The sequence below is a fragment of the Methylobacterium sp. 2A genome, from assembly GCF_009806555.1.
Lineage (GTDB): Bacteria > Pseudomonadota > Alphaproteobacteria > Rhizobiales > Beijerinckiaceae > Methylobacterium.
On the sequence record NZ_VUOK01000021.1, the window covers coordinates 285,630 to 304,858 of the forward strand.

Sequence of the window (19,229 nt, forward strand, 5' to 3'; positions counted from 1 at the left end):
TCATCCGTTTCGACGTGGCTTCCGTCCGTCGCTCATCGCCAGACCGGCAGGTTGAGCCACCAGCCCCACCATTGCGGCCAGCCCTGCGTCCAGAACGGACCGCTGATCACGATGCAGACCGCGCTCCAGAACCCCGCCGACAGGGCCAGGAACAGACCGAGGCGGTGCACGCCCAGGGTTCCGATCGAGTAGCCGATCGTGTCGCGGAAGAACGTGTCCTCGTGCTCGGGCGTCTTGACGGTCTCGCCCTTCTTCGGGTTCGTCGCCGAGAGGATCAGGCCGCCGTGCATGGCCAGCGCCAGCGTCGTGGTGAAGAAGAACGTCACGGCCAGCATGTGCGCCGGGTTGTAGTGGAAGTGGAGATACTGATATCCGGTGTTCGACACCCAATCGAGGTGGCTGAGGATGCCGTAGGGGAAGCCGTAGCCCCAGGCGCCCATCAGGAACGGGCGGATCACCTCCAGCGTGAAATAGGCAAAGATCGCCATGCCGAAGGCGACCGGCACGTGATAGCCGATGCCGAGCTTGCGGCAGATCTCGACCTCGCGCAGCGCCCAGGACACGAACGAGCCCAGCGCGCACATGGTGATGATCTGCCAGAGGCCGCCGTCCTTCAACGGCGCGAGCCTCAAGCCGTAGCTGATATCCGGCGGCGCGATATTGATCTGCCAGATGTTCCAGGTCGGCCCGATCGCCGCGCCGTAGATGACGAGCGCGGTGCCCAGCACCGTGAAGAACATCCCGACCACGCCGAAGAAGCCGACGAAGAACGGCCCGACCCAGAAGTCGAACAGGTCGCCGCCGAGCAGGGTGCCGCCGCGAATCCTGTATTTGCGCTCGAAGCTCAGCATCGCCATGGCGGCTGCTCCCCAGTCAGGCCGAAGAAGGACACAAGCGGTGACCGCGGCCCTCGCGCGCCGCGGTCCGGACCGGCACTCAGGCCGGCATCTGCGGCAGGGCGAGCGTGATCGTGTTCGCGGCCGCCTTGTTGTTCCTCGGCCCGTCCAGCCAGTTGAACCGGTCGGTCGAGAGCAGGATGAAGTGGATCAGCAGCGCCAGGATGAAGAGGAAGGTGAACAGAGCCACCAGCGTGCGGCGCGGATCGAACAGCAACCAGACCTTGTGCATTCGAGCCTCCTCAGCCGATCATCGTGACGAGGGCGTGGGCCGCATCGCGGACGCCCTCGAGCGAGGCGTAGCCCTGCGGTCCAGGGAGCCACGGACGCCACAGCCAGACGAGGATGTGGGCGACCACGGCGATCGCCGTGAAGATGAGGAAGCTCGTCAGGAAGATCGCGTGGAACTCCTTGGCTTCCGGTTCCGTCAGCCCGGACAGGCTGCTCGGTCTTTCTGTAGTGACGGGTCCACTCGCCATCGTTCAGACCTCCGTGTGTTGGCCGCGCCTCTGGCGAAGCGCGACGGGTTCAGCCGTGGGACCTTGCGGCGCCCCCGGCTCGACTTCCCCCGCGTCACCGGACGGAAGCGTCTCGCTTAGAGCCGTTTCCGATCACGCTGCGATCGGAAACGGCTCTAAGTCTTTGTTTTGACTCGCCCTCTTGCGCCGAACCGGCGGCCACTTCGACGGAGAGCGCTCCAAGGCGCGTCAGCCCATGAAGGCGAAGGGGATCGCCTGAACCGCCATGGCGCGGGCCTCGCCGAAGACCGAGCGGCGCGCCGGCGCCATGCCCGGACGGGCGACCTCCCGGGCGGGCCGGAACCGGTTCACCGCCGCGGCGGCGAGGAAGAACGGGTAGGTCGCCGCCAGGATCAGCCGGAACTGGATCTCTTCCTGGTGCTGGCGCGCGGTCGGGACCATCGTACGCATCGTCAGGTCTCCTCTGGGTGAAACGGTGAGATGATTCATGCCGGGATCCCCCCGGCGAGATCGGCCCGGGCCCGCGCCACATGGGCGGGCGCCACGGCCTCGGATTCGGCGTCCCGCGCTGCGCGCTCGGCGGCGTCGCGCAGGCGCTTGGCGGCAGAGATCCGGGCGAGCACCGGCTGCGAGTCCACCAGAGCGTCGAGCGCCTGCCGGGCGGCCTCGTCCCAGGGCAGTTCGGCGTGACGGCGGGCCGGGGTCGCCTCGACCTTGTCCATGTCGCGGGCGAGCGGCAGGATGTGGAAGAGGGTGTCGAACAGGGCGTTGCACACCTCCTGCACGAGGTAGGTCGCGCCCGCGTAGCCCATGAACGGCGTGCCGGTGTGCCGCCGGATGATCGCCCCAGGGAACGAGGCCGGGACGTAGGTCGCCCGCGCGCCGGATTCGGCGAGGTACATCCGCTCGTTGAACGAGCCGAACAGAACCAGCGGCGGCTGCGCGGCGATCGCGGCGCGCACGGCGGCGTTGTCGGGCTTCGCCCCGGCCGAGCGCCCGAAGGCGAAGTGGCAGGGCAGGCCCACCTCGTCTTCGAGGAAGTGGCGCACGCCGCGGGCGTAGGTCTCGGTGGCCACGATGCCGAAGCTCGCGGTCCCAAAAAAATCCTGCGTCACCGAGCGCCAGAGGTCCCAGACCGGCTTGATCGTGGTGTGGCGCTCCCGCTCGATGAACGGCTCGGGGTCAAGGCCCAGGATTGCGCCGAGCGAGCGCAGGAACTTGGTGGTCGAGAAAATCCCGATCGGCGCCTGGAGGTACGGGCGCTCCAGATCCTCGCAGAGCAGCCGGCCGAACTCGCGGTAGAGGCAGATATTGGCGTCGGCGTTGACGAGCTTCGGCACGTCGGCGAGGTGCGCGCCGAGCGGAAAGGTCAGGTTCACCTCGGCGCCGATCCCCTCCACCAGCCGCCGGATCTCGGCGAGGTCGGAGGGCATGTTGAACGTGCCGTAGGCCGGGCCGATCAGGTTCACCCGCGGCTTTTCGCCAGGCTTTTTCTCGGGCCGGGTCGGGATGCCCTTTTTGACGAATTTTTTCGCCCCGTATTCCTGCCAGAGCCAGCGCATGGCCCGGTCGGCCGCCTGCCACTGGTCCTCGTCGATGGTGCGGGGCAGGAAGCGCTGGAGGCCGGTCCCCTCCGGAGTCACGCCGCCGCCGATCATCTCGGCGATGGAGCCGGTCACCACCACGCTCGGCTGGCCCGGATCGAGGGTGGCGTGGGCGCGCTTCATGGCGCCCTCGGTGCCGTGGCGGCCCAACTCTTCCTCGGCGAGGCCGGTGACGACGATCGGCAGTTCGTGCGGCGGCAGCGCGTCGGTGTAGTGCAGCACCGAGGTGACCGGCAGGTTCTCGCAGCCGACAGGGCCGTCGATGACAACCTGAAGGCCCTTGATCGCCGTGAAGACGTAGACCGCACCCCAGTAGCCCCCGGCCCTGTCGTGATCGAGGATCAGCATCACGCCATCTCCCCGATCGGCGTCTTCGGACCTTCGATCTTCGGACCCTGGCGGCGCTGCGGCACCTCCTGCCAGACGCCAGCGGCGTGGCCGGTGCCGACGCCCTCGAAGAAGTCGCGCATGGCGTCGAACCGCGCCCTGTTGCCGAGCGCGGCATTGATCACCGTGGCGAGCGACCCGGCGCCGGCCGCGCCCATCAGCGGACGCGCCGAGATCAGGTTGGTGAAGTAGAGCGCCGGCGTGCCGCGCTCCTTGGCCCGCTGCACCACCGGCGTCGTGCCGATCGCGAGGTCGGGTTTCAGCGACTCCAAGGCGTGGAGGTCGTCTTCCAGCGAGGCCCGGTAGCGCACCTCGGTACCGCGGGATTCCAGCCAGTCGCGATCGGCTTCCGACCAGGGCGTGCGCGGGCAGGCGGTGCCGACATACGGCACCTCGGCGCCGCTCTCGACGAGGAGGCGCGCCACCAGAAGTTCCGAGCCCTCGTAGCCCGAGAGCGTGATCCGGCCCTTGATCGGCATCGCACCGAGTGCGCCGCGGATCCCGGGCAGGATCCTGTTCTTGGCCGCCTCGACGGTGGCGCGGGGCACGCCGCAGGCCTCGCCGATCCGGTCGAGCCAGTCGGCCGTACCATCGACGCCCACGGGGGCCGAGCCGACGATCGGGCGGCCCGCCGCCTCGAATTCGCGAAGCGAGGCCGTGTAGAACGGGTGGATCGCCGCCACGGCGGCACAATCGAGGGCGGCGTAGAGCTCGCGCCATTCCCGGGTCGGCACTACCGGCCCGGCGGACAGCCCCAGCGGCTCAAGCAGCGATCCGATCACCACCGGGTCGGCCGGAAACACTTCGCCGAGGAGTGCCACGCTCGGGCGCGCCGAGCGGCCGCCGCGAGGCGCCGCGACCGGACCCTGCTCGGCCTCCCCGCGGGCGACCTTCAGCATGGCGCCGGCCAGCACGTCCTTGGCCTCGGCATGGGTCGGCACGCCGAAGCCCGGCACGTCGATGCCGATCACCCGGACGCCGTCGATTTCTTTTGGGAGCAAACGCAGCGGAACACCGGATGCGGTGGGCACACAGAGGTTGATGACGACGACGGCGTCGTAATCCTCCGGCTTCGCGGTGGCGTGGACCGCCTCGCGGATGTCCTCGAACAGCTTGCCGGTGACCAGGGTCTCCGAGTTGAACGGCACGTAGCCGACGCTGCGCTTGGCCCCATAGAAATGCGACGTGAAGGTCAGGCCGTAGACGCAGCAGGCGCTCCCGGAGAGGATCGTGGCGGTGCGGCGCATCCGCAGGCCGACCCGGAGCGAGCCGAAGGCCGGGCACATGCTCTGCGGCTGATCGTGCGGCCCCTGCGGATAGTCTTCGCGGAGCTGCGCCAGCGTCTCCGATAGGCCGGCGGCTTCCGCGGCCGCCCGCATCGCGTCCTTGCCGGCGTGGCAGCCGAGACCGTCGCCCTCTGTGGCGGCGCGATCGATCGTCGAGGCCACCTGGCGGGCCCGCAGATCGGCGATGTCGAGGGAGACGGCCATGCCTCAGACCTCGTCGTAGACGACTTCGAGGGACGGCTTGGACACGTGGGCGACGCCGCACATGTCCTCGTGAGTCGCGGGGACCAGGACCACGTCGCGGCCGGTGGTCTCGCTGGAGAACAGGCCGAGCAGTCCATCCTGCGAGAGCGGCATCGGCCGATGCGGCGCGGCCTCGGCGACGTTGGCGGCGAGTTCCGCGAACAGCGCGCCCCAGCGCCCGTCCGGCTTGCCGATGATCTCGTAATTGGCGCTCTTGCGCCGGATATCCTCGTCGGCCGGGATCGAGGCCAGGACCGGGATGCCGACGGCCTCCGCAAAGGCCTGGGCCTCGCCGGTGCCGTCATCCTTGTTGATCACCAGCCCGCCGACGCCGACATTGCCGCCGAGCTTGCGGAAGTATTCGACCGCCGAGCAGACGTTGTTGGCGACGTAGAGCGACTGCAGGTCGTTCGAGCCGACGACGATGACCTTCTGGCACATGTCCCGGGCGATCGGCAGGCCGAAGCCGCCGCAGACCACGTCACCGAGGAAGTCGAGCAGGACGGAATCGAAGCCCCATTCGTGGAACCCAAGCTTTTCCAGCAGCTCGAAGCCGTGGATGATGCCGCGCCCGCCGCAGCCGCGTCCGACTTCCGGCCCGCCGAGTTCCATCGCGTAGACGCCGTCGCGCTTGAAGCAGACGTCGCCGATCGCGACCGCCTCGCCGGCGAGCTTCTTCTTGGTCGAGGTCTCGATGATGGTCGGGCAGGCCTTGCCGCCGAAGAGGAGCGAGGTGGTGTCGCTCTTCGGGTCGCAGCCGATCAGCAGGACCTTCTTGCCCTGCTGCGCCATCATGTAGCTGAGATTGGCGAGCGTGAACGACTTGCCGATGCCGCCCTTGCCGTAGATCGCGATGATCTGCGTCTCTTTCTTCGCCGGCACGGTCGAGACGGCATCGGGCTCGATCGCGGCCTCGGCGCGGAGCTGGGTCGCTTGGCTGAGGGCGGCCTTGTTGAGCTGAACGTTCACGCGGCGTCCCTCCAGTCGAGGATCATCTTGAGGCAGGCGGGGTCGGTGAAGGCCGTGCGGTAGGCGGCCTCGGCATCGGCCGCGGGCACGCGGTGCGTGATCAAACCGTCGAGGGAGAGCCGGCCGGCCTCGATCAGCGCCGTCACGGCGACGAGATCCTCCGGCTTGAACTCGGCCGAGATGCGGATCCGGGCCTCGCGCATGAAGGCTGGCGGGAAGGCGAAGCTCAGCGGCGCCTCGTAGAAGCCCGCGAGCACGATCTCGCCGCCGGGCGCGAGCCGCGCGATCAGCGCGTCGAGGCCCGAGGCGTCGCCACTGACATCGGTGATCACCGCGTAGTCGCGGCGGGGATCATCCTCGGGGGAGAGGACCGGATAGCCGTGATCACCGGCCCGACGGACCGGATCCCGCTCCCAGACGGTCGGCGCCGCGCCGGCCGCGCGCGTCAGGCGCGCCAGCAGCCGGCCGAGCACGCCGTGTCCGACGATCAACGGAGTCGCCCCGGGCCGAATGCCGCCGAGCGCCCGATAGGCCGTCGCCGCGAGGGCGAGGAGACAGGCGGTATCGCCGAGCCCTTCATTGACCGGCACCAGCCGGGTGGCGGGTGCGACCAGATGCGAGGCGGCACCGCCGAACAGGCCGCGCACCGCGCCGAAGCAGCGGGCGCCGGGTACGAAGACGGTCTGGCCCACCCGGACGGCACCGGCATCGTCCGCCTCCACGACCGTGCCGACGGATTCGTAGCCGGGCACCAGCGGGTAGCCCATGCCGGGAAAGGACGGCATGCGGCCCGACCAGAGCAGGCGCTCCGTTCCGGTGCTGATCCCGCTCCAGGCGATCGCGACGACAGCGTCGGACCCGTCGGCAGGCTCAAGCCTCAGCCGCTGGACCGACAGGTGTTCCGGACGTTCGAGGAGGACGGCGAGCGCATCCATGGTGGGAATTTCCGCCCTGCTTCAGGCGACTCTCGCAGGAACGATGTCGCTAAGTGTCATCCTAGATAGACACGTCGGAGCGTCAAGTAGAACTTACGACGGGGCGGCCATTTTCCGGGCGATCAGCATCCTGGCGAGCAACGGGCGGCGGGTTTTCGGCTCACGGACAGAGGCAAATCCGGCCTCCCGGAGCATGGCGCTCAGCTCGGCGCTGCGGCGCGGCCGGCCGGCCCCCATGGCCAGCAGGTAGAGGCCGAAATACGCGTCTCCCGCGGGTTCGGCCCCCGGCGTTCCGGCCATCGGTTCGGCCAGGATCAGGCGCCCGCCGGGGGGCAGCGCCGCATGGGCCGCCGCGAGGAGGGCCTGGGCCGGGCGGTCGTCGTGATCGTGGACGATCCGCACCAGCGAGATCGTGTCGGCGCCCTGTGGCAGACCGGCGTGGAAGTCGCCGCCGCGGCAGGGGATGCGGTCGCCGAGCCCCAGCCGCGACAGCCGCGCAGCTGCGCGCTCGGCCACAGTGGGCAGATCGAACAGGGTCAGGTCGAGATGCGCGTGTCGGGCGGCGACCGCTTCGAGGAAGACGCCCTCGCCGCCGCCGACATCCATCAGATGTCGGGTGCCGGACAGATCGCAGGCGTCGAGCACATCCTCGGCGATCATGGCCTGCGAGGCGCCCATCAGGGCGCTGTAGCGGGCATAGGCCTCGGGTTCGGCCGCGGTGCCGGATGCGTAGGGCCAGTAGCCCGACAGCCGGGTCGGCTGTGCCTGACCGCGCAGGAGGCGCACCGGGTCGGCGAGGTCGTCGTAGAGCAGCGCGTGGTGCTCGACCATCGCGGCGATTCCGGGGTTTCCGTTGAGCGCGGCACCGAGGTCGGCCAGCGCGTACCGATCGCCCTTGAGCGACCGCACCAGTCCGAGCGATTCGGCGGCGCGAAGCAGGCGCCGGGCGTTCTCCAATGGCAGATCGAGGCGACGGGACAGCAGCTCCGTCGGCATCGGACCATCGGCCAGGATCGCGAAGAGATCGAGCCGGATGCAGGCGGTCAGCACCTGCGCGTAGACGAAGCCGGCGCAGAGATCGAACAGCGCGCGCGTGTTGCGGCGGGCGATGCCGCGGGTCGGCGGAAACCCGGCCGCCCAGCGCTGAAACCGCGGATTCGCCACCAGGCGGTTGCGCCACGCGAGCCACCGCTCGCTCCAGGCGGCCGGGGCCGGCGGTCGCGCCTCGGCCCCAGGCAGGGTGCCGGCGCTCAGGCCACCACCGTCCGCAGGCTCGCCGGCAGAAACAGCCGCGCCTGCGCCTCGATCTCGGCGGTGAGGGCTGCCGCGCCGGGACAATCCGGGATCGCCGCCACGGCCTCGCGGGTGAGCCGGGACAGACGGTCCAAAGCACCACCGGTGCCGAGCAAAGCCGCCGCGTTCGGGCGGCCGAGCGTGGCATCGCGCCCGGCCGGCTTGCCGATCTCCTCCTGGCGGCAGGCGACGTCCCGCAGGTCGTCGGCCACCTGATAGGCTTCGCCCAGGCATTCGCCGAGTCGGCGCCAGGGTTCGGGCTCGGCACCCGCGGCGGCTGCACCGGCAACCGTGGCGGCCGCGAAGAGCGCGCCGGTCTTGGCCTGCTGGTAGTCGCTGAGGCTCACATGCGCCTCCGATTCCCAGGCCTGCCCCGCCGCGATGCCGGAGGGCGAGCCCGCAGCGCGGCCGAGGAGGCCGACCAGCCGGCCGAGTCGCCTCGGATGGGGGCCTGCCGCGCGGGCGACCGTCTCGAAGGCGAGCACGATCAGCGCATCGCCCGTCAGGACCGCGATCGGCTCGCCGAAAGCGACGTGGACCGAGGGCTTCTGCCGACGCATCGGCGCATCGTCGAAGCACGGCAGATCGTCGTGGACGAGCGACGCGCAGTGCAGCAGCTCGATGGCCGCCGCCGCCGCCGTCGAACCCGCCGGATCGTCGTCGCCGCAGGCCAGCGCCACGGAGAGGCAGAGGCGCGGGCGGATCCTGTGCCCGCCGGGGAATACCGCGTAGCGCAGGGCTTCCGCGAGAAGCGGCGGTGCCCCCGGCGCCTCTGCGTGCGCCACGGCGCGATCCAGCGCCATTTCGATCCGCCGGCCCGACTCCATCGCGTTGTCTCCCGTGTGGTTTTGGGTTGTCAGCGACAGGTGTCATTTCTTATTGACACTCGGCGGACGGGAGATCAATCCCGTTTCGGAGCGAAACAGCGGGGCGGACGTGGCGCAGGAGCGCGTCGTCGTGATCGGGGCCGGCATCGGCGGCTTGGCTGCCGCGCTCCGGCTCGCGCAGGCGGGACTCGACGTCACCGTTCTGGAACGGGCCGCGCAGCCGGGCGGCAAGATGCGCAGCGTTCCGGTCGGGGGCCAAGCCGTCGAGGCGGGACCGACCGTCTTCACCATGCGCTGGGTGTTCGAGGAGCTTTTTGCCGAATGCGGCGAACGGCTCGATGACCATGTCGCGCTGAGCCCCGCGGAGCTCCTGGCCCGGCACGCCTGGAGCCGCGACGAACGCCTCGACCTCTTCGCCGACATCGAGGCCTCGGCCGCGGCCATCGCGGCCTTTGCGAGCCCAAGGGAGGCCGACGGCTACCGGCGCTTCTGCGCCCGGTCGGCGGAGATCTACCGCACCCTCGAAGGTCCGTTCATCCGCGACGGCCGGACCAACCCGGCGGGCCTTGCCAAGCGGGTGGGAATCTCGGGTCTCGGCGACCTCTGGCGGATCCAGCCCTTCGCCAATCTGTGGTCGGCCCTCGGCACGTTCTTCCGCGATCCGCGGCTGCTGCAGCTGTTCGGCCGCTACGCCACCTATTGCGGCGCCTCGCCGTTCAGCGCGCCGGCGACGCTGATGCTCGTCGCCCATGTGGAACAGGCGGGAATCTGGACCGTCGCGGGGGGCTTGAGCGCCCTGGCGCAGGCGATTGCGGATCTCGCCGCGGAACGGGGGGCCACGTTCCGCTACGGTGCCCATGTGGCGCGCATCGTCGCCGAGGGCGGCCGGGCGGGCGGCGTCTTTCTGGCCGGCGGCGAGCGGATCGCGGCCGACATCATCGTCTGCAACGCCGATTGCGCGGCCCTCGGCGGCGGGCTGCTCGGCCCCGATGCGGTTCCGGCCGGCGCGCGGCTGGCGCCGGCCGAGCGCTCGCTCTCGGCCGTGACCTTCTGCGCCGTGGCGACGCCGCGGGGTTTCCCCCTCGCCCACCACACCGTGTTCTTCTCGGAAGATTACAGGGCCGAGTTCGACGCGATCCTGCGCGGGCGCCGGCTGCCCGAGGACCCGACCGTCTATGTCTGCGCGCAGGACCGGACGGAATCCGGAAGCACGCCGGCAGGACCCGAGCGCCTGCTTCTCCTCGTCAACGCCCCGGCGGACGGCCGGGACCGCCCCCCCACGCAACCGGAGATCGAGACATGCGCAAGGAACCTGTTGCGCCGGTTGGAGTCCTGCGGGCTGAGCCTGGAGATGGGATCGCCCGTGACCACGACGCCTCGGGACTTCGAGGCCCTGTTTCCGGGGACGGGGGGCGCGCTCTACGGGCGGGCGGCGCAGGGCTGGGCGGCGACCTTCAAGCGGGCCGGCGCGCGGACGGCGCTGCCGGGCCTGTACCTCGCGGGGGGCTCGGTCCATCCGGGGCCGGGCGTGCCGATGGCGGCGCAGTCGGGCCGGCTGGCGGCGGCGGCGATTTTGGACGACCGCGCTTCGACGGGCCGGTCGCGCAGGGCGGCTACGCGTGGTGGTACGTCGATGCGGTGAGCGACGACGGCCGGCAGGGCCTCACGATCATCGCGTTCATCGGCAGCGTGTTCTCGCCCTATTACGCCTGGAGCGCCGAGCGCGACCCGTTCGCACACTGTGCGATGAACGTCGTGCTCTACGGCGCGCAGAGCCGCTTCGCCATGACGGAGCGGCGCGCCGACAGCCTGTCGCGGGACGCCGATCACATCGCCATCGGACCGAGCGCGATGCAGTGGGACGGCACGGCGCTGACCATCCGGATCGACGAGCGCGGATCTCCCCTGCCCCACCGGCTGCGCGGCACGGTCCGGCTGGAGCCGCCGGGCTTCACGGCCGGCCCGTTCCACCTCGACCGCGCCGGGCGCCATCGCTGGTGGCCGATGGCGCCGTCCTCGCGGGTGGAGGTCGCGTTCGAGCAGCCGGGCCTCAGGTGGAGCGGGAGCGCCTATTTCGACACCAACGACGGCGACGAAGCTTTGGAGGACGCCTTCACCCGCTGGACCTGGTGCCGGGCCGACCTGCCGGACGGCGCCGCGATCCTGTACGACGTGCAGCACCGGGCGGGCGGCGGCCAGAACCTGTCGCTGCGCTTCAACCGGGACGGCAGCCGGCGCGAGATCCGCCCACCCGCGGCCGCCCCTTTGCCGCCGACGCGCCTCTGGCGGATGCGTCGCGAGACCCGCAGCGACGACGGCCGGGCGCGCGTCCTCACCACCTACGAGAACACGCCGTTCTATGCCCGCTCGCTCCTCGCCTCGACCCTGTGCGGCGAGCCGGTGCGCGCGATACACGAGAGCCTGTCGCTCGACCGGTTCCGCAACCCGCTCGTGCGGCTGATGCTGCCGTTCCGGATGCCCAGGCCGCCGATCCGGTCGCAGGGTCCGTCGACGCGCCCGACGGCAGGCCGGTAAGACCGCCCCCTGCGAGCGTTTGACGGCGGACACAGCCCGTCACACAGTTGCAATCAGACCGATGCACCGCTGCCCGATGGCGCTGTTTACCGTCCGGCCCCGCTTGTGCGAGAGGGCGTCGGCTGCGATCCTCGCGCCGTCAACCGAGGCGGTCACCGGAATGCGAGAGGACGAGGCGTCATCCGGCCCACGCGTTCTCATCTACAGCCACGACACTTTCGGGCTCGGCCATCTGCGCCGCTCGCGGGCGATCGCCAACGCGATCGTGTCGGGGGACGCCCGGGCCCGGGCGCTGATCGTGTCCGGGTCGCCGGTGATCGACCGCTTCGCCTTCGCACCCGGCGTGCAGACGGTCCGGCTGCCGCCGGTCGTGAAATTCCCCGATGGGGGCTATGCCAGCCGGGACGCCGCCGTGCCCCTCGACCGGACGGTGGCGCTGCGGACCGACATCATCGCCCGCACCTGCGCGGCCTTCGATCCCGACATGATCGTCGTCGACAAGGAGCCCGCCGGGTTTCACGGCGAGTTGCTGCCGACCCTCGATTGGGCGGCCGGGCGGGGGATCCGGCTGGTCCTCGGCCTGCGCGACGTGCTCGACGAGGCCGATCGTCTCGTCCTTGAATGGGAGCGCAAGGGCGCCGTCGAGACCATGGCGCGCTTCTACGACGAGATCTGGGTCTACGGCCTGAGCCGCATCCACGAGCCCCTGGCTGCGCTGCCGATGGAGCCGGAGACCGCAGCCCGGATCGCCGAGCGGCTGACCTTCACCGGTTATCTGCGCCGCGACCTGCCGGAACGGCGTCGCGGGCGCGAGGAGCCGGCCGTGGCCAAGGGCCCGTTCATCCTCGTCACGGCGGGCGGCGGCGGGGACGGCGCCGCGCTGATCGACTGGGTCCTCGCCGCCTACGAGGCCGATCCGGGCATCCCGCTGCCCGCGCTCATCGCCTTCGGGCCGTTCCTCGACGATGCGGCCCGCGCCGGGTTCGACGCGCGCATCGGCGCCCTCGCCGGGCGGGTCGTCGCCATCACCTTCGACAGCGAGATCGAGTTCCTGATGAGCAAGGCGGCCGGCGTGGTCGCCATGGGGGGCTACAACACGTTCTGCGAGATCCTGTCCTTCGATCGCCGGGCGATCCTCGTGCCGCGCACCGAACCGCGCCGGGAGCAGGCGATCCGCGCCCTGGCGGCAGAGGGCCTGGGCCTCGTGCGGGTTCTGATGGAGGAGGATGGACGGGCGCCGGAACGCATGGCCACAGCCCTTCGCGCCCTTCCGGACCAGACCGAGCCGTCGCGTGTCCTCGTGCCGGGCCTGCTGGGCGGACTCGAAGCCGTCGCCCGGCGGGTCCGGGCGCTCGCCGGATCCCGCGTCGGGCACCAGCGCGTGCGGGCCTACTCGTGAGCGAGCGACGGATCGCCGTCGTCCTGAAGGGCTATCCGCGGCTGTCCGAGACCTTCATCGCCCAGGAGATCCTGGCCCTGGAGCGGCGCGGGCTGCATCTGGAGATCTGGTCCCTGCGCCGCCCGACCGACCGGGCGTATCACCCGATGCACAAGGCGATCCGCGCGCCGGTCTCCTATCTCCCCGAATACCTGCGCGATGCGCCGTTCCGCGTGCTGCGGGGTTTCCTGGCTGCGCTGCGGCGGCGGCATCTGCCCGCGCTCCTGAAGCTCTTCCTCCGCGATCTCTTGCGTGACCCCACGGCCTCGCGCCTGCGCCGGCTCGGCCAGGCGCTGGTTCTGGCCCGCGAGCTGCCCGCTCAAAGCACGCATATCCACGTGCATTTCCTGCACACGCCCGCCAGCGTGGCCCGCTACGCGGCTCTGCTGACGGGACGCGGCTGGAGCTTTTCAGCCCACGCCAAGGACATCTGGACGACGCCGGACTGGGACTTGGCCGAAAAATTGCGCGACGCCCGCTGGGGTGTGACCTGCACCCGCGACGGTCAGAGGCGTCTCGATGCGCTGGCTCAGGGGCGGACGCTGCTCGCCTATCACGGGCTCGATCTCGGCCGCTTCCCCGATGCGCCCAGGCGGGACGACCCGCGTGACGGCACCGACCCCGCGGCACCGTTACGGCTCGTCTGCGTGGGACGGCTCGTGGCCAAGAAGGGGCATGACGACCTGATCGATGCCCTCGCGGGCCTCCCGGCGGCCCTTCATTGGCGGCTCGTGCTGATCGGCGGCGGCGAATTGCGCGGCGCGCTGGAGGCGCGGGTTCGCGAGCGCGGTCTCGCCGGGCGGGTAACGTTCCGGGGCGCCCTGGCGCAACCGGAGGTCATCGCGGCCATGCGCGAGGCCGACTTATTTGTGTTGCCGACCAAGCCCGGCCCCGGCGGCGACCGCGACGGCTTGCCGAACGTCCTGATGGAGGCCGCGAGCCAGGCCCTGCCGATCCTCGCGACGGCCTTCGGCGGCACGCCGGAATTCATCTGCGATGGCGTCCACGGCGTCCTGGTCCCGCCCGGCGAGCCGGCGGCCCTGACGGCGGCCCTGACCGGTCTGGCGGGGGATCCGGACCGGAGACGCCGCCTCGGCGCGGCGGCGCGCGCCCGGCTCGTGCGGGACTTCTCGGAGGAGGCCGCCGTGTCGCTGATCGCCGCCCGGCTCCGGGTTTCGGGCGGCCTCGGCGCAGCCGCGAACGACACCGCGTCGGAGGTCTCCGCATGCGCGTCCTGATCGCCGTCACGCATCTGCTCGGCGCCGGGCATCTGACGCGCGCCGCGGCCCTGGGCCGGGCCTTCGCGACGGCCGGCCACGAGGTGATGCTGATCTCCGGCGGCGTTCCGGCACCCCTGGTGCGCCTCGACTCCGTGCGCCTCGTCCAGCTGCCGCCGCTGCACATCGTCGGAACGGCGTTCTCGACGCTGCTCAAGCCGGACGGGGAGCCGGCGGATACGGAGTGGCTGACGCACCGCCGCACCGTGATGCGCGAAGCGTTCGAGGGCTTCGCGCCCGATGCCGTGCTGACCGAGCTGTTCCCCTTCGGCCGTCGCGCCCTGGCGGAGGAGTTCCTGGCCCTCGTCGAGGCCGCGAATGCGCGGGTGCCGCGCCCGCTGATCCTCGCCTCCGTGCGTGACATCCTCGTCGCCTCGCCGCGGCCGGAGCGGATCGCGCAGGCCCATGCCCGGGTCGCGGCCTTCTACGACGCCGTGCTGGTCCACGGCGATCCGACGCTCGTGCCCCTCGACGCCTCCTGGCCGCTCGATTCCGTCACGGCCGCCAAGCTTCGCTACACGGGCTACGTGGACGAGGGCACGCGCCCTGTCCCGGCCGCAGCGCGCGCCGGTGTGCTGGTCGCCGCCGGATCCGGGCCGGCCGGACTGCTGCTCCTGCGCGCCGCCGCCGACGCGGCCCGCCTGCGACCGGATCTCGGCTGGCGGATCCTGGCCGGCCACGGCGTGCCGGAGGGTGCGCTCACCGACATCGCCCGGGGCCTGCCGGAACATATCCTCGGCCGTGCCCGGGCGGATTACCGGGCCCTGCTGGCCGGTGCCGCGCTGTCGGTGAGCCAGTCCGGCTACAACACCGCCACCGATCTCCTCGCGGCCGGGACGCCCGCCGTGCTGGTGCCGTTCGAGGCCGGCGGTGAGACCGAGCAGCGGCTGCGCGCGGAGCATCTCGCGGCGCGCGGCCTCGCACGGATCCTGCCGGAGGCGACGCTGCATGCCGGGGCGCTGCTCCAGGCGGTGGAGGCTCAGCTGCGGGCGCCCCCGCCGGGTGTCCATGGGCTCGACCTGAGAGGGGCTGCGCGGTCGGTCGAGATCGTCGAGGCGCTTCATGCGGATCGTCGCGGAAGGAGCCGGCAACCGACGGCTGGAACGATCTCCGCCCCGGGACGGATCGATCCGGCGCGAGCGCGCAGCTCGGAGCCTGTGGGTGATGCGAGCTCCGGTCGCGAGGGCACGGCGCAAGAGGGCCGAACACGGCCTGACGAATCGGGCGCGACGTGCCCCCTGTTCCATGCGGAGGTGCGAACGCGCACATCAGGTCCGGACGCGCCGATCGAGGATGAGGTGCGGGTCGCCGTTCCCGTGCCGGAGGGGGACAGGGTGAGAGACGAGAACGCGCCGGACGCGACGCGCCCTCGGGGCGCTTCGGTGGCGCAACCGATCCTGAACCCTCTCGCCCCTCATCCCGACCCTGTCCCGCAGGGGAGAGGGGGCCGGTCGCGCTCCGCCACGAACGTCGCGGTCCAACGAAAAGATCCGGGTTTGCCAGCCCGCACGGGAGAAGAACCCACGCTTCGCCCGGATGGCGTTTCGTGCTGGCACAGGCTGCGTCAGGCGCTCGACGCTGCCGGTGAGCGCGGCCTCGTGATTCCCTTCCTCTGGCGCGACGACGACGCGGTGACGGCGACCCCCGCCCTCGACCGGCTGGTCGGGCTGGCGCAGGACTATGATGCCCCGCTCCTGCTCGCCGCCATTCCAGCCGGCCTCGAACCGGCCCTGGCGAGACGCCTCGAAGCGGCGCCGGATGTAAGCGTCGCGGTCCACGGCCTCGCCCACCGCAACCACGCGCCGCCCGGCGCCAAGCCCGCGGAATTCGGCGCCGATCGTCCGCTGGCCGCGTGCGTCGCGGATGCGGCCGCGGGCCTACGCATCGCCCGGGAGCGCGTGCCGGGCTCGATCCTCCTCCCGGTCTTCGTGCCGCCCTGGAACCGCCTCGCGCCGACGCTCGCGGCCGCCCTGCCGGATCTCGGCTATCGCGGCCTCTCTGCGGTCCCCGGACCGCCGATCGCCGGCCTGCGCCGGATCGACGCCACGCTCGATCCGATCGACTGGCGCGGCTCACGCTCCCTGCGCGACCCCGGGGCGATGCTCGACGCCCTCGCCGACGCTATCACGCAGGGACCAGAGCGCCCGATCGGATTGCTGACCCACCATCTGGCGCAGGACGAGGCCGTCTGGGGCTTTATCGAGGCGCTCCTGAGCGTGCTCCTCAAGCATCCGGCGATTGCAATGCTGCATCCACGCAGTGCCTTCGACAGTGTCGCAATGGACAGGTGCGATAGGCCGCCCCATCATGCCGGGCTTGAGGTCGCGGGGACCGTTTGAGCGCGCTTCTGTCCATACGCGATCTTGCGGTCGCGTTCCGAGCCGAGCCGACACCGTTCGAGGCGCTGCACGGCCTGTCGCTCGACGTGAAGCGGGGGCGCACCCTGGCGCTTGTCGGGGAATCGGGCTCGGGCAAGTCGGTGACCGCGCAGGCGATCCTGCGGATCCTGCCGCCATCCGCCGCCATCACCCGGGGCCAGATCCTGTTTCGCGACGGCAGCACGGAGATCGACATCGCGCGGCTCCCCGCCGAGGGCGCGGCCATGCGGGCGATCCGCGGCCAGCGCATCGCGATGATCTTCCAGGAGCCGATGACCTGCCTTTCGCCGCTCCACACGATCGGCGACCAGATCGGCGAGGCGCTGCGCATCCACACCGGCGCCGACCAGCGGGAATCGGATGCGCGCACGCAGGAGGCCCTGGCCCGCGTCGGCTTTCCCGATCCGAAGCGCGCCCTGCGGACCTACCCGTTCGAGCTGTCGGGCGGCCTGCGCCAGCGCGCGATGATCGCCATGGCGCTGATCCTGAAGCCGGCCCTGCTGGTCGCCGACGAGCCGACCACGGCGCTCGACGTGACCACTCAGGCCCAGATCCTCGCCCTGCTCGCCCGACTCCAGGAGGAGACCGGGATGGCGATCCTGCTCATCACCCACGATCTCGGCGTGGTCGCCAACGTGGCTCACGATGTCGCCGTGCTCTATCGCGGGCGCCTCGTCGAATCCGGCCCGCGCGAGGCGGTGATGCGCGCGCCCGGCCACGCCTATCTCCGGGCGCTGCTCCATGCGGTGCCCCGGTTCGACATGGCGCCGGGCGAGCGCCTGACCCCGATCCGCCCGGCCAAGGCCGAAATCCCGCCGGTGCAGGTGCGTGCGCCGCTGGCGGGCCCGATCCTCCAGGTCGAGGGAGTGAGCAAAACCTTCACGCTGCGCTCCGGCCGGATCTTCCAGAAGCCGCGCCTCGTGCACGCCGTCTCCGACGTGTCGCTCAGCCTCGCCGCCGGCCAAACACTTGGGCTCGTCGGCGAATCGGGCTCGGGCAAGACCACGGTCTCGAAGATGATCATGCGGGCGCTCGCCCCGGATTCCGGCCGGATCCTGTTCGACGACGGCAGCGGCCCACGGGACGTCCACGCGCTGGGCGGCGACGCGCTGTTCGCCTACCGGCGCACGGTCCAGTTCGTGTTCCAGGATCCCTACGCCTCCCTCGATCCGCGCATGACGGTGCGTCAGATCCTGTGCGAGCCGATGGAGATCCACGGCGTCCCGGCGGCCGAGCGCAAGGAGCGCTGCCGCGCCCTGATGGCCATGGTCGGCTTGGAGGCGAGCGGCCTCGGCCGCTATCCGCACGCCTTCTCGGGCGGCCAGCGCCAGCGTATCGGCATCGCCCGCGCGCTCGCCGTCGAGCCGCGCCTCCTCGTGCTCGACGAGCCGGTCTCGGCGCTCGACGTGTCGGTGCAGGCGCAGATCCTGAACCTGCTGAAGGATCTCCAGGCGGCTTTGGGGCTCTCCTACCTCATCGTGTCTCACAACCTGGCGGTGATCGACTACATGGCGGATACGATCAGCGTGATGTGCCGCGGCCGGATCGTCGAGGAGGCGCCCCGGGCCGCGCTGTTCCGCCGGCCGGTCCATCCCTATACGCGGGCGCTGCTCGCCGCCGTGCCCGATCCGAGCCTCGACCACCCGCTCGACTTCGCGGCGGTGGCGGCCGACCGGAACGATCCGACGCGCTGGGAGGCGCCCTACCGGCTGGAGCCCGACGAGGCGGGCGCGATGCGCACGATCGAGGCCGGCCACCGGGTGCGGTTCGGCGGCGCGACCGAAGCGGTGGCCGCATGAGCCAGATGCGCCCCCCGGTCGTGATGGAGCGCCTGCGCCGGAAGGTGCTCGGGCCGCTGTTCGACCGGCTGGGTTACGACCTCGTGCCGGCCGCGCCCGACTGGAGCCACCGCCCGACCTCCCCGCGCGAGGTGGCGACGCTGCTCGAATCGGCGGCCGCCATCCTGGAGCGCGACCTCGCGGCGGCCGGGCTGAATCCGGACGGACCCGTCATCGATCAGGTCCGGGCCTTCTGGTCGCTGATCCCGACGGCGCCCGTACGGCAGCGGCGCGGCGGCAGCGGGTTCAACGGGGCGCTGCAGCTCTACGTGGCCTTGCGGGCCTTGAAACCGGCCTTCGTCATCGAGTCGGGCGTGTTCCGCGGGCTGACCACCTGGGTCATCCGGCAGGCCTGCCCGGAGGCGCGGATCTTCTGCCACGATCCCGACCTGACGGGCCTCCAGTATCGCGACCGGCAGGCCCGCTACAGCACCGCCGACTGGTCCACGGCCGATTGGTCGATGCTCGACCCGGCGGCCACGGTGGCGTTCTTCGACGATCACGTGGCGCAGGGGCGGCGGGTTGTCGAAGCGCACGCCCGCGGCCTGACCCGCCTGCTGTTCGACGACGACGCGGCCGGCCACCGGATCCACGCCCATGGCGGCCCTGCGCACCCGACCATTGCGATGATCACCGGCCCCGAGCGCAGCCCTGAGCCGATCCGCTGGATCCGGAACGGCCGCCCGTTCGAGCAGCCGGCCGACGACGCGCTGATGCGGCAGGCGGCGGGTCTGATCGCCCGATCGCATGCCTTCGACGATCTCCACCGGGCCACGGGGTATTCGCCGGCGCGGCTGACCTCGGTGACGCTGCGAGGCGGGCCATGAACGGCCGCGACGAGCGC

The 19,229-nt window shown here is 71.3% G+C and carries 17 protein-coding genes; 7 read left to right on the plus strand and 10 right to left on the minus strand.

Annotated features, from left to right (window positions below):
* Positions 1-32 precede the first annotated feature (32 nt).
* The 10 genes from pufL to FVE89_RS12405 form a co-directional block, all read right to left on the minus strand.
* The gene (gene pufL, locus FVE89_RS12360) at positions 33-857 is read right to left on the minus strand and encodes a photosynthetic reaction center subunit L (RefSeq protein ID WP_160534242.1); all 825 of its coding nucleotides are present in this window, start codon (positions 855-857) and stop codon (positions 33-35) included.
* A gap of 79 nt (positions 858-936) precedes the next feature.
* Positions 937-1,128 carry a light-harvesting antenna LH1, alpha subunit gene (gene pufA / locus FVE89_RS12365; RefSeq protein WP_160534243.1) on the minus strand — a complete coding sequence of 64 codons (192 nt, stop codon included), beginning with the start codon at positions 1,126-1,128 and terminating at the stop codon, positions 937-939.
* A gap of 10 nt (positions 1,129-1,138) precedes the next feature.
* The gene (gene pufB / locus FVE89_RS12370; protein WP_012319767.1) at positions 1,139-1,375 is read right to left on the minus strand and encodes a light-harvesting antenna LH1, beta subunit; all 237 of its coding nucleotides are present in this window, start codon (positions 1,373-1,375) and stop codon (positions 1,139-1,141) included.
* 228 nt (positions 1,376-1,603) lie between these two features.
* Complete coding sequence (locus FVE89_RS12375; RefSeq protein WP_202130739.1) at positions 1,604-1,825, minus strand: hypothetical protein; 222 nt, start codon at positions 1,823-1,825, stop codon at positions 1,604-1,606.
* 35 nt (positions 1,826-1,860) lie between these two features.
* The gene (gene bchZ, locus FVE89_RS12380) at positions 1,861-3,327 is read right to left on the minus strand and encodes a chlorophyllide a reductase subunit Z (RefSeq protein ID WP_160534244.1); all 1,467 of its coding nucleotides are present in this window, start codon (positions 3,325-3,327) and stop codon (positions 1,861-1,863) included.
* A complete protein-coding gene (gene bchY, locus FVE89_RS12385; protein WP_160534245.1) occupies positions 3,327-4,856 on the minus strand; it encodes a chlorophyllide a reductase subunit Y in 1,530 nt (509 codons plus the stop codon). The genes bchZ and bchY overlap by 1 nt, the downstream gene beginning before the upstream one ends.
* A gap of 3 nt (positions 4,857-4,859) precedes the next feature.
* The gene (locus tag FVE89_RS12390; RefSeq protein WP_160534246.1) at positions 4,860-5,864 is read right to left on the minus strand and encodes a chlorophyllide a reductase iron protein subunit X; all 1,005 of its coding nucleotides are present in this window, start codon (positions 5,862-5,864) and stop codon (positions 4,860-4,862) included.
* Complete coding sequence (bchC, locus tag FVE89_RS12395; RefSeq protein WP_160534247.1) at positions 5,861-6,799, minus strand: chlorophyll synthesis pathway protein BchC; 939 nt, start codon at positions 6,797-6,799, stop codon at positions 5,861-5,863. The genes FVE89_RS12390 and bchC overlap by 4 nt, the downstream gene beginning before the upstream one ends.
* A 93-nt stretch (positions 6,800-6,892) precedes the next feature.
* The gene (locus tag FVE89_RS12400; RefSeq protein ID WP_160534248.1) at positions 6,893-7,963 is read right to left on the minus strand and encodes a methyltransferase; all 1,071 of its coding nucleotides are present in this window, start codon (positions 7,961-7,963) and stop codon (positions 6,893-6,895) included.
* An 86-nt stretch (positions 7,964-8,049) separates the two neighbouring features.
* Positions 8,050-8,919, minus strand: a complete 870-nt coding sequence (locus tag FVE89_RS12405) for a polyprenyl synthetase family protein (protein ID WP_160534249.1) — start codon at positions 8,917-8,919, stop codon at positions 8,050-8,052.
* Between the two features lie 109 nt (positions 8,920-9,028).
* Here FVE89_RS12405 and crtD point away from each other — a divergent pair, with 109 nt between their 5' ends.
* The 7 genes from crtD (at position 9,029) to FVE89_RS12445 (ending at position 19,212) form a co-directional block, all read left to right on the plus strand.
* Entirely contained in the window at positions 9,029-10,561 is a 1,533-nt protein-coding gene (gene crtD / locus FVE89_RS12410) for a 1-hydroxycarotenoid 3,4-desaturase CrtD (RefSeq protein ID WP_160534250.1), read from the plus strand.
* Positions 10,558-11,454: a carotenoid 1,2-hydratase gene (locus tag FVE89_RS12415; RefSeq protein WP_160534251.1), complete on the plus strand. Its 897-nt coding sequence runs from the start codon at positions 10,558-10,560 to the stop codon at positions 11,452-11,454. The genes crtD and FVE89_RS12415 overlap by 4 nt, the downstream gene beginning before the upstream one ends.
* 160 nt (positions 11,455-11,614) lie before the next feature.
* Positions 11,615-12,853 (plus strand): glycosyltransferase, encoded by a 1,239-nt coding sequence (locus FVE89_RS12420; RefSeq protein WP_160534252.1) that lies wholly within the window; start codon positions 11,615-11,617, stop codon positions 12,851-12,853.
* A complete protein-coding gene (locus FVE89_RS12425; RefSeq protein WP_160534253.1) occupies positions 12,850-14,130 on the plus strand; it encodes a glycosyltransferase family 4 protein in 1,281 nt (426 codons plus the stop codon). Before FVE89_RS12420 ends, FVE89_RS12425 begins: the two co-directional genes overlap by 4 nt.
* Entirely contained in the window at positions 14,118-16,508 is a 2,391-nt protein-coding gene (locus FVE89_RS31110) for a glycosyltransferase (RefSeq protein WP_246730644.1), read from the plus strand. The genes FVE89_RS12425 and FVE89_RS31110 overlap by 13 nt, the downstream gene beginning before the upstream one ends.
* A complete protein-coding gene (locus tag FVE89_RS12440) occupies positions 16,505-18,346 on the plus strand; it encodes an ABC transporter ATP-binding protein (protein ID WP_160534254.1) in 1,842 nt (613 codons plus the stop codon). The genes FVE89_RS31110 and FVE89_RS12440 overlap by 4 nt, the downstream gene beginning before the upstream one ends.
* Entirely contained in the window at positions 18,343-19,212 is an 870-nt protein-coding gene (locus FVE89_RS12445) for a hypothetical protein (RefSeq protein WP_160534255.1), read from the plus strand. Before FVE89_RS12440 ends, FVE89_RS12445 begins: the two co-directional genes overlap by 4 nt.
* Positions 19,213-19,229: the final 17 nt, after the last annotated feature.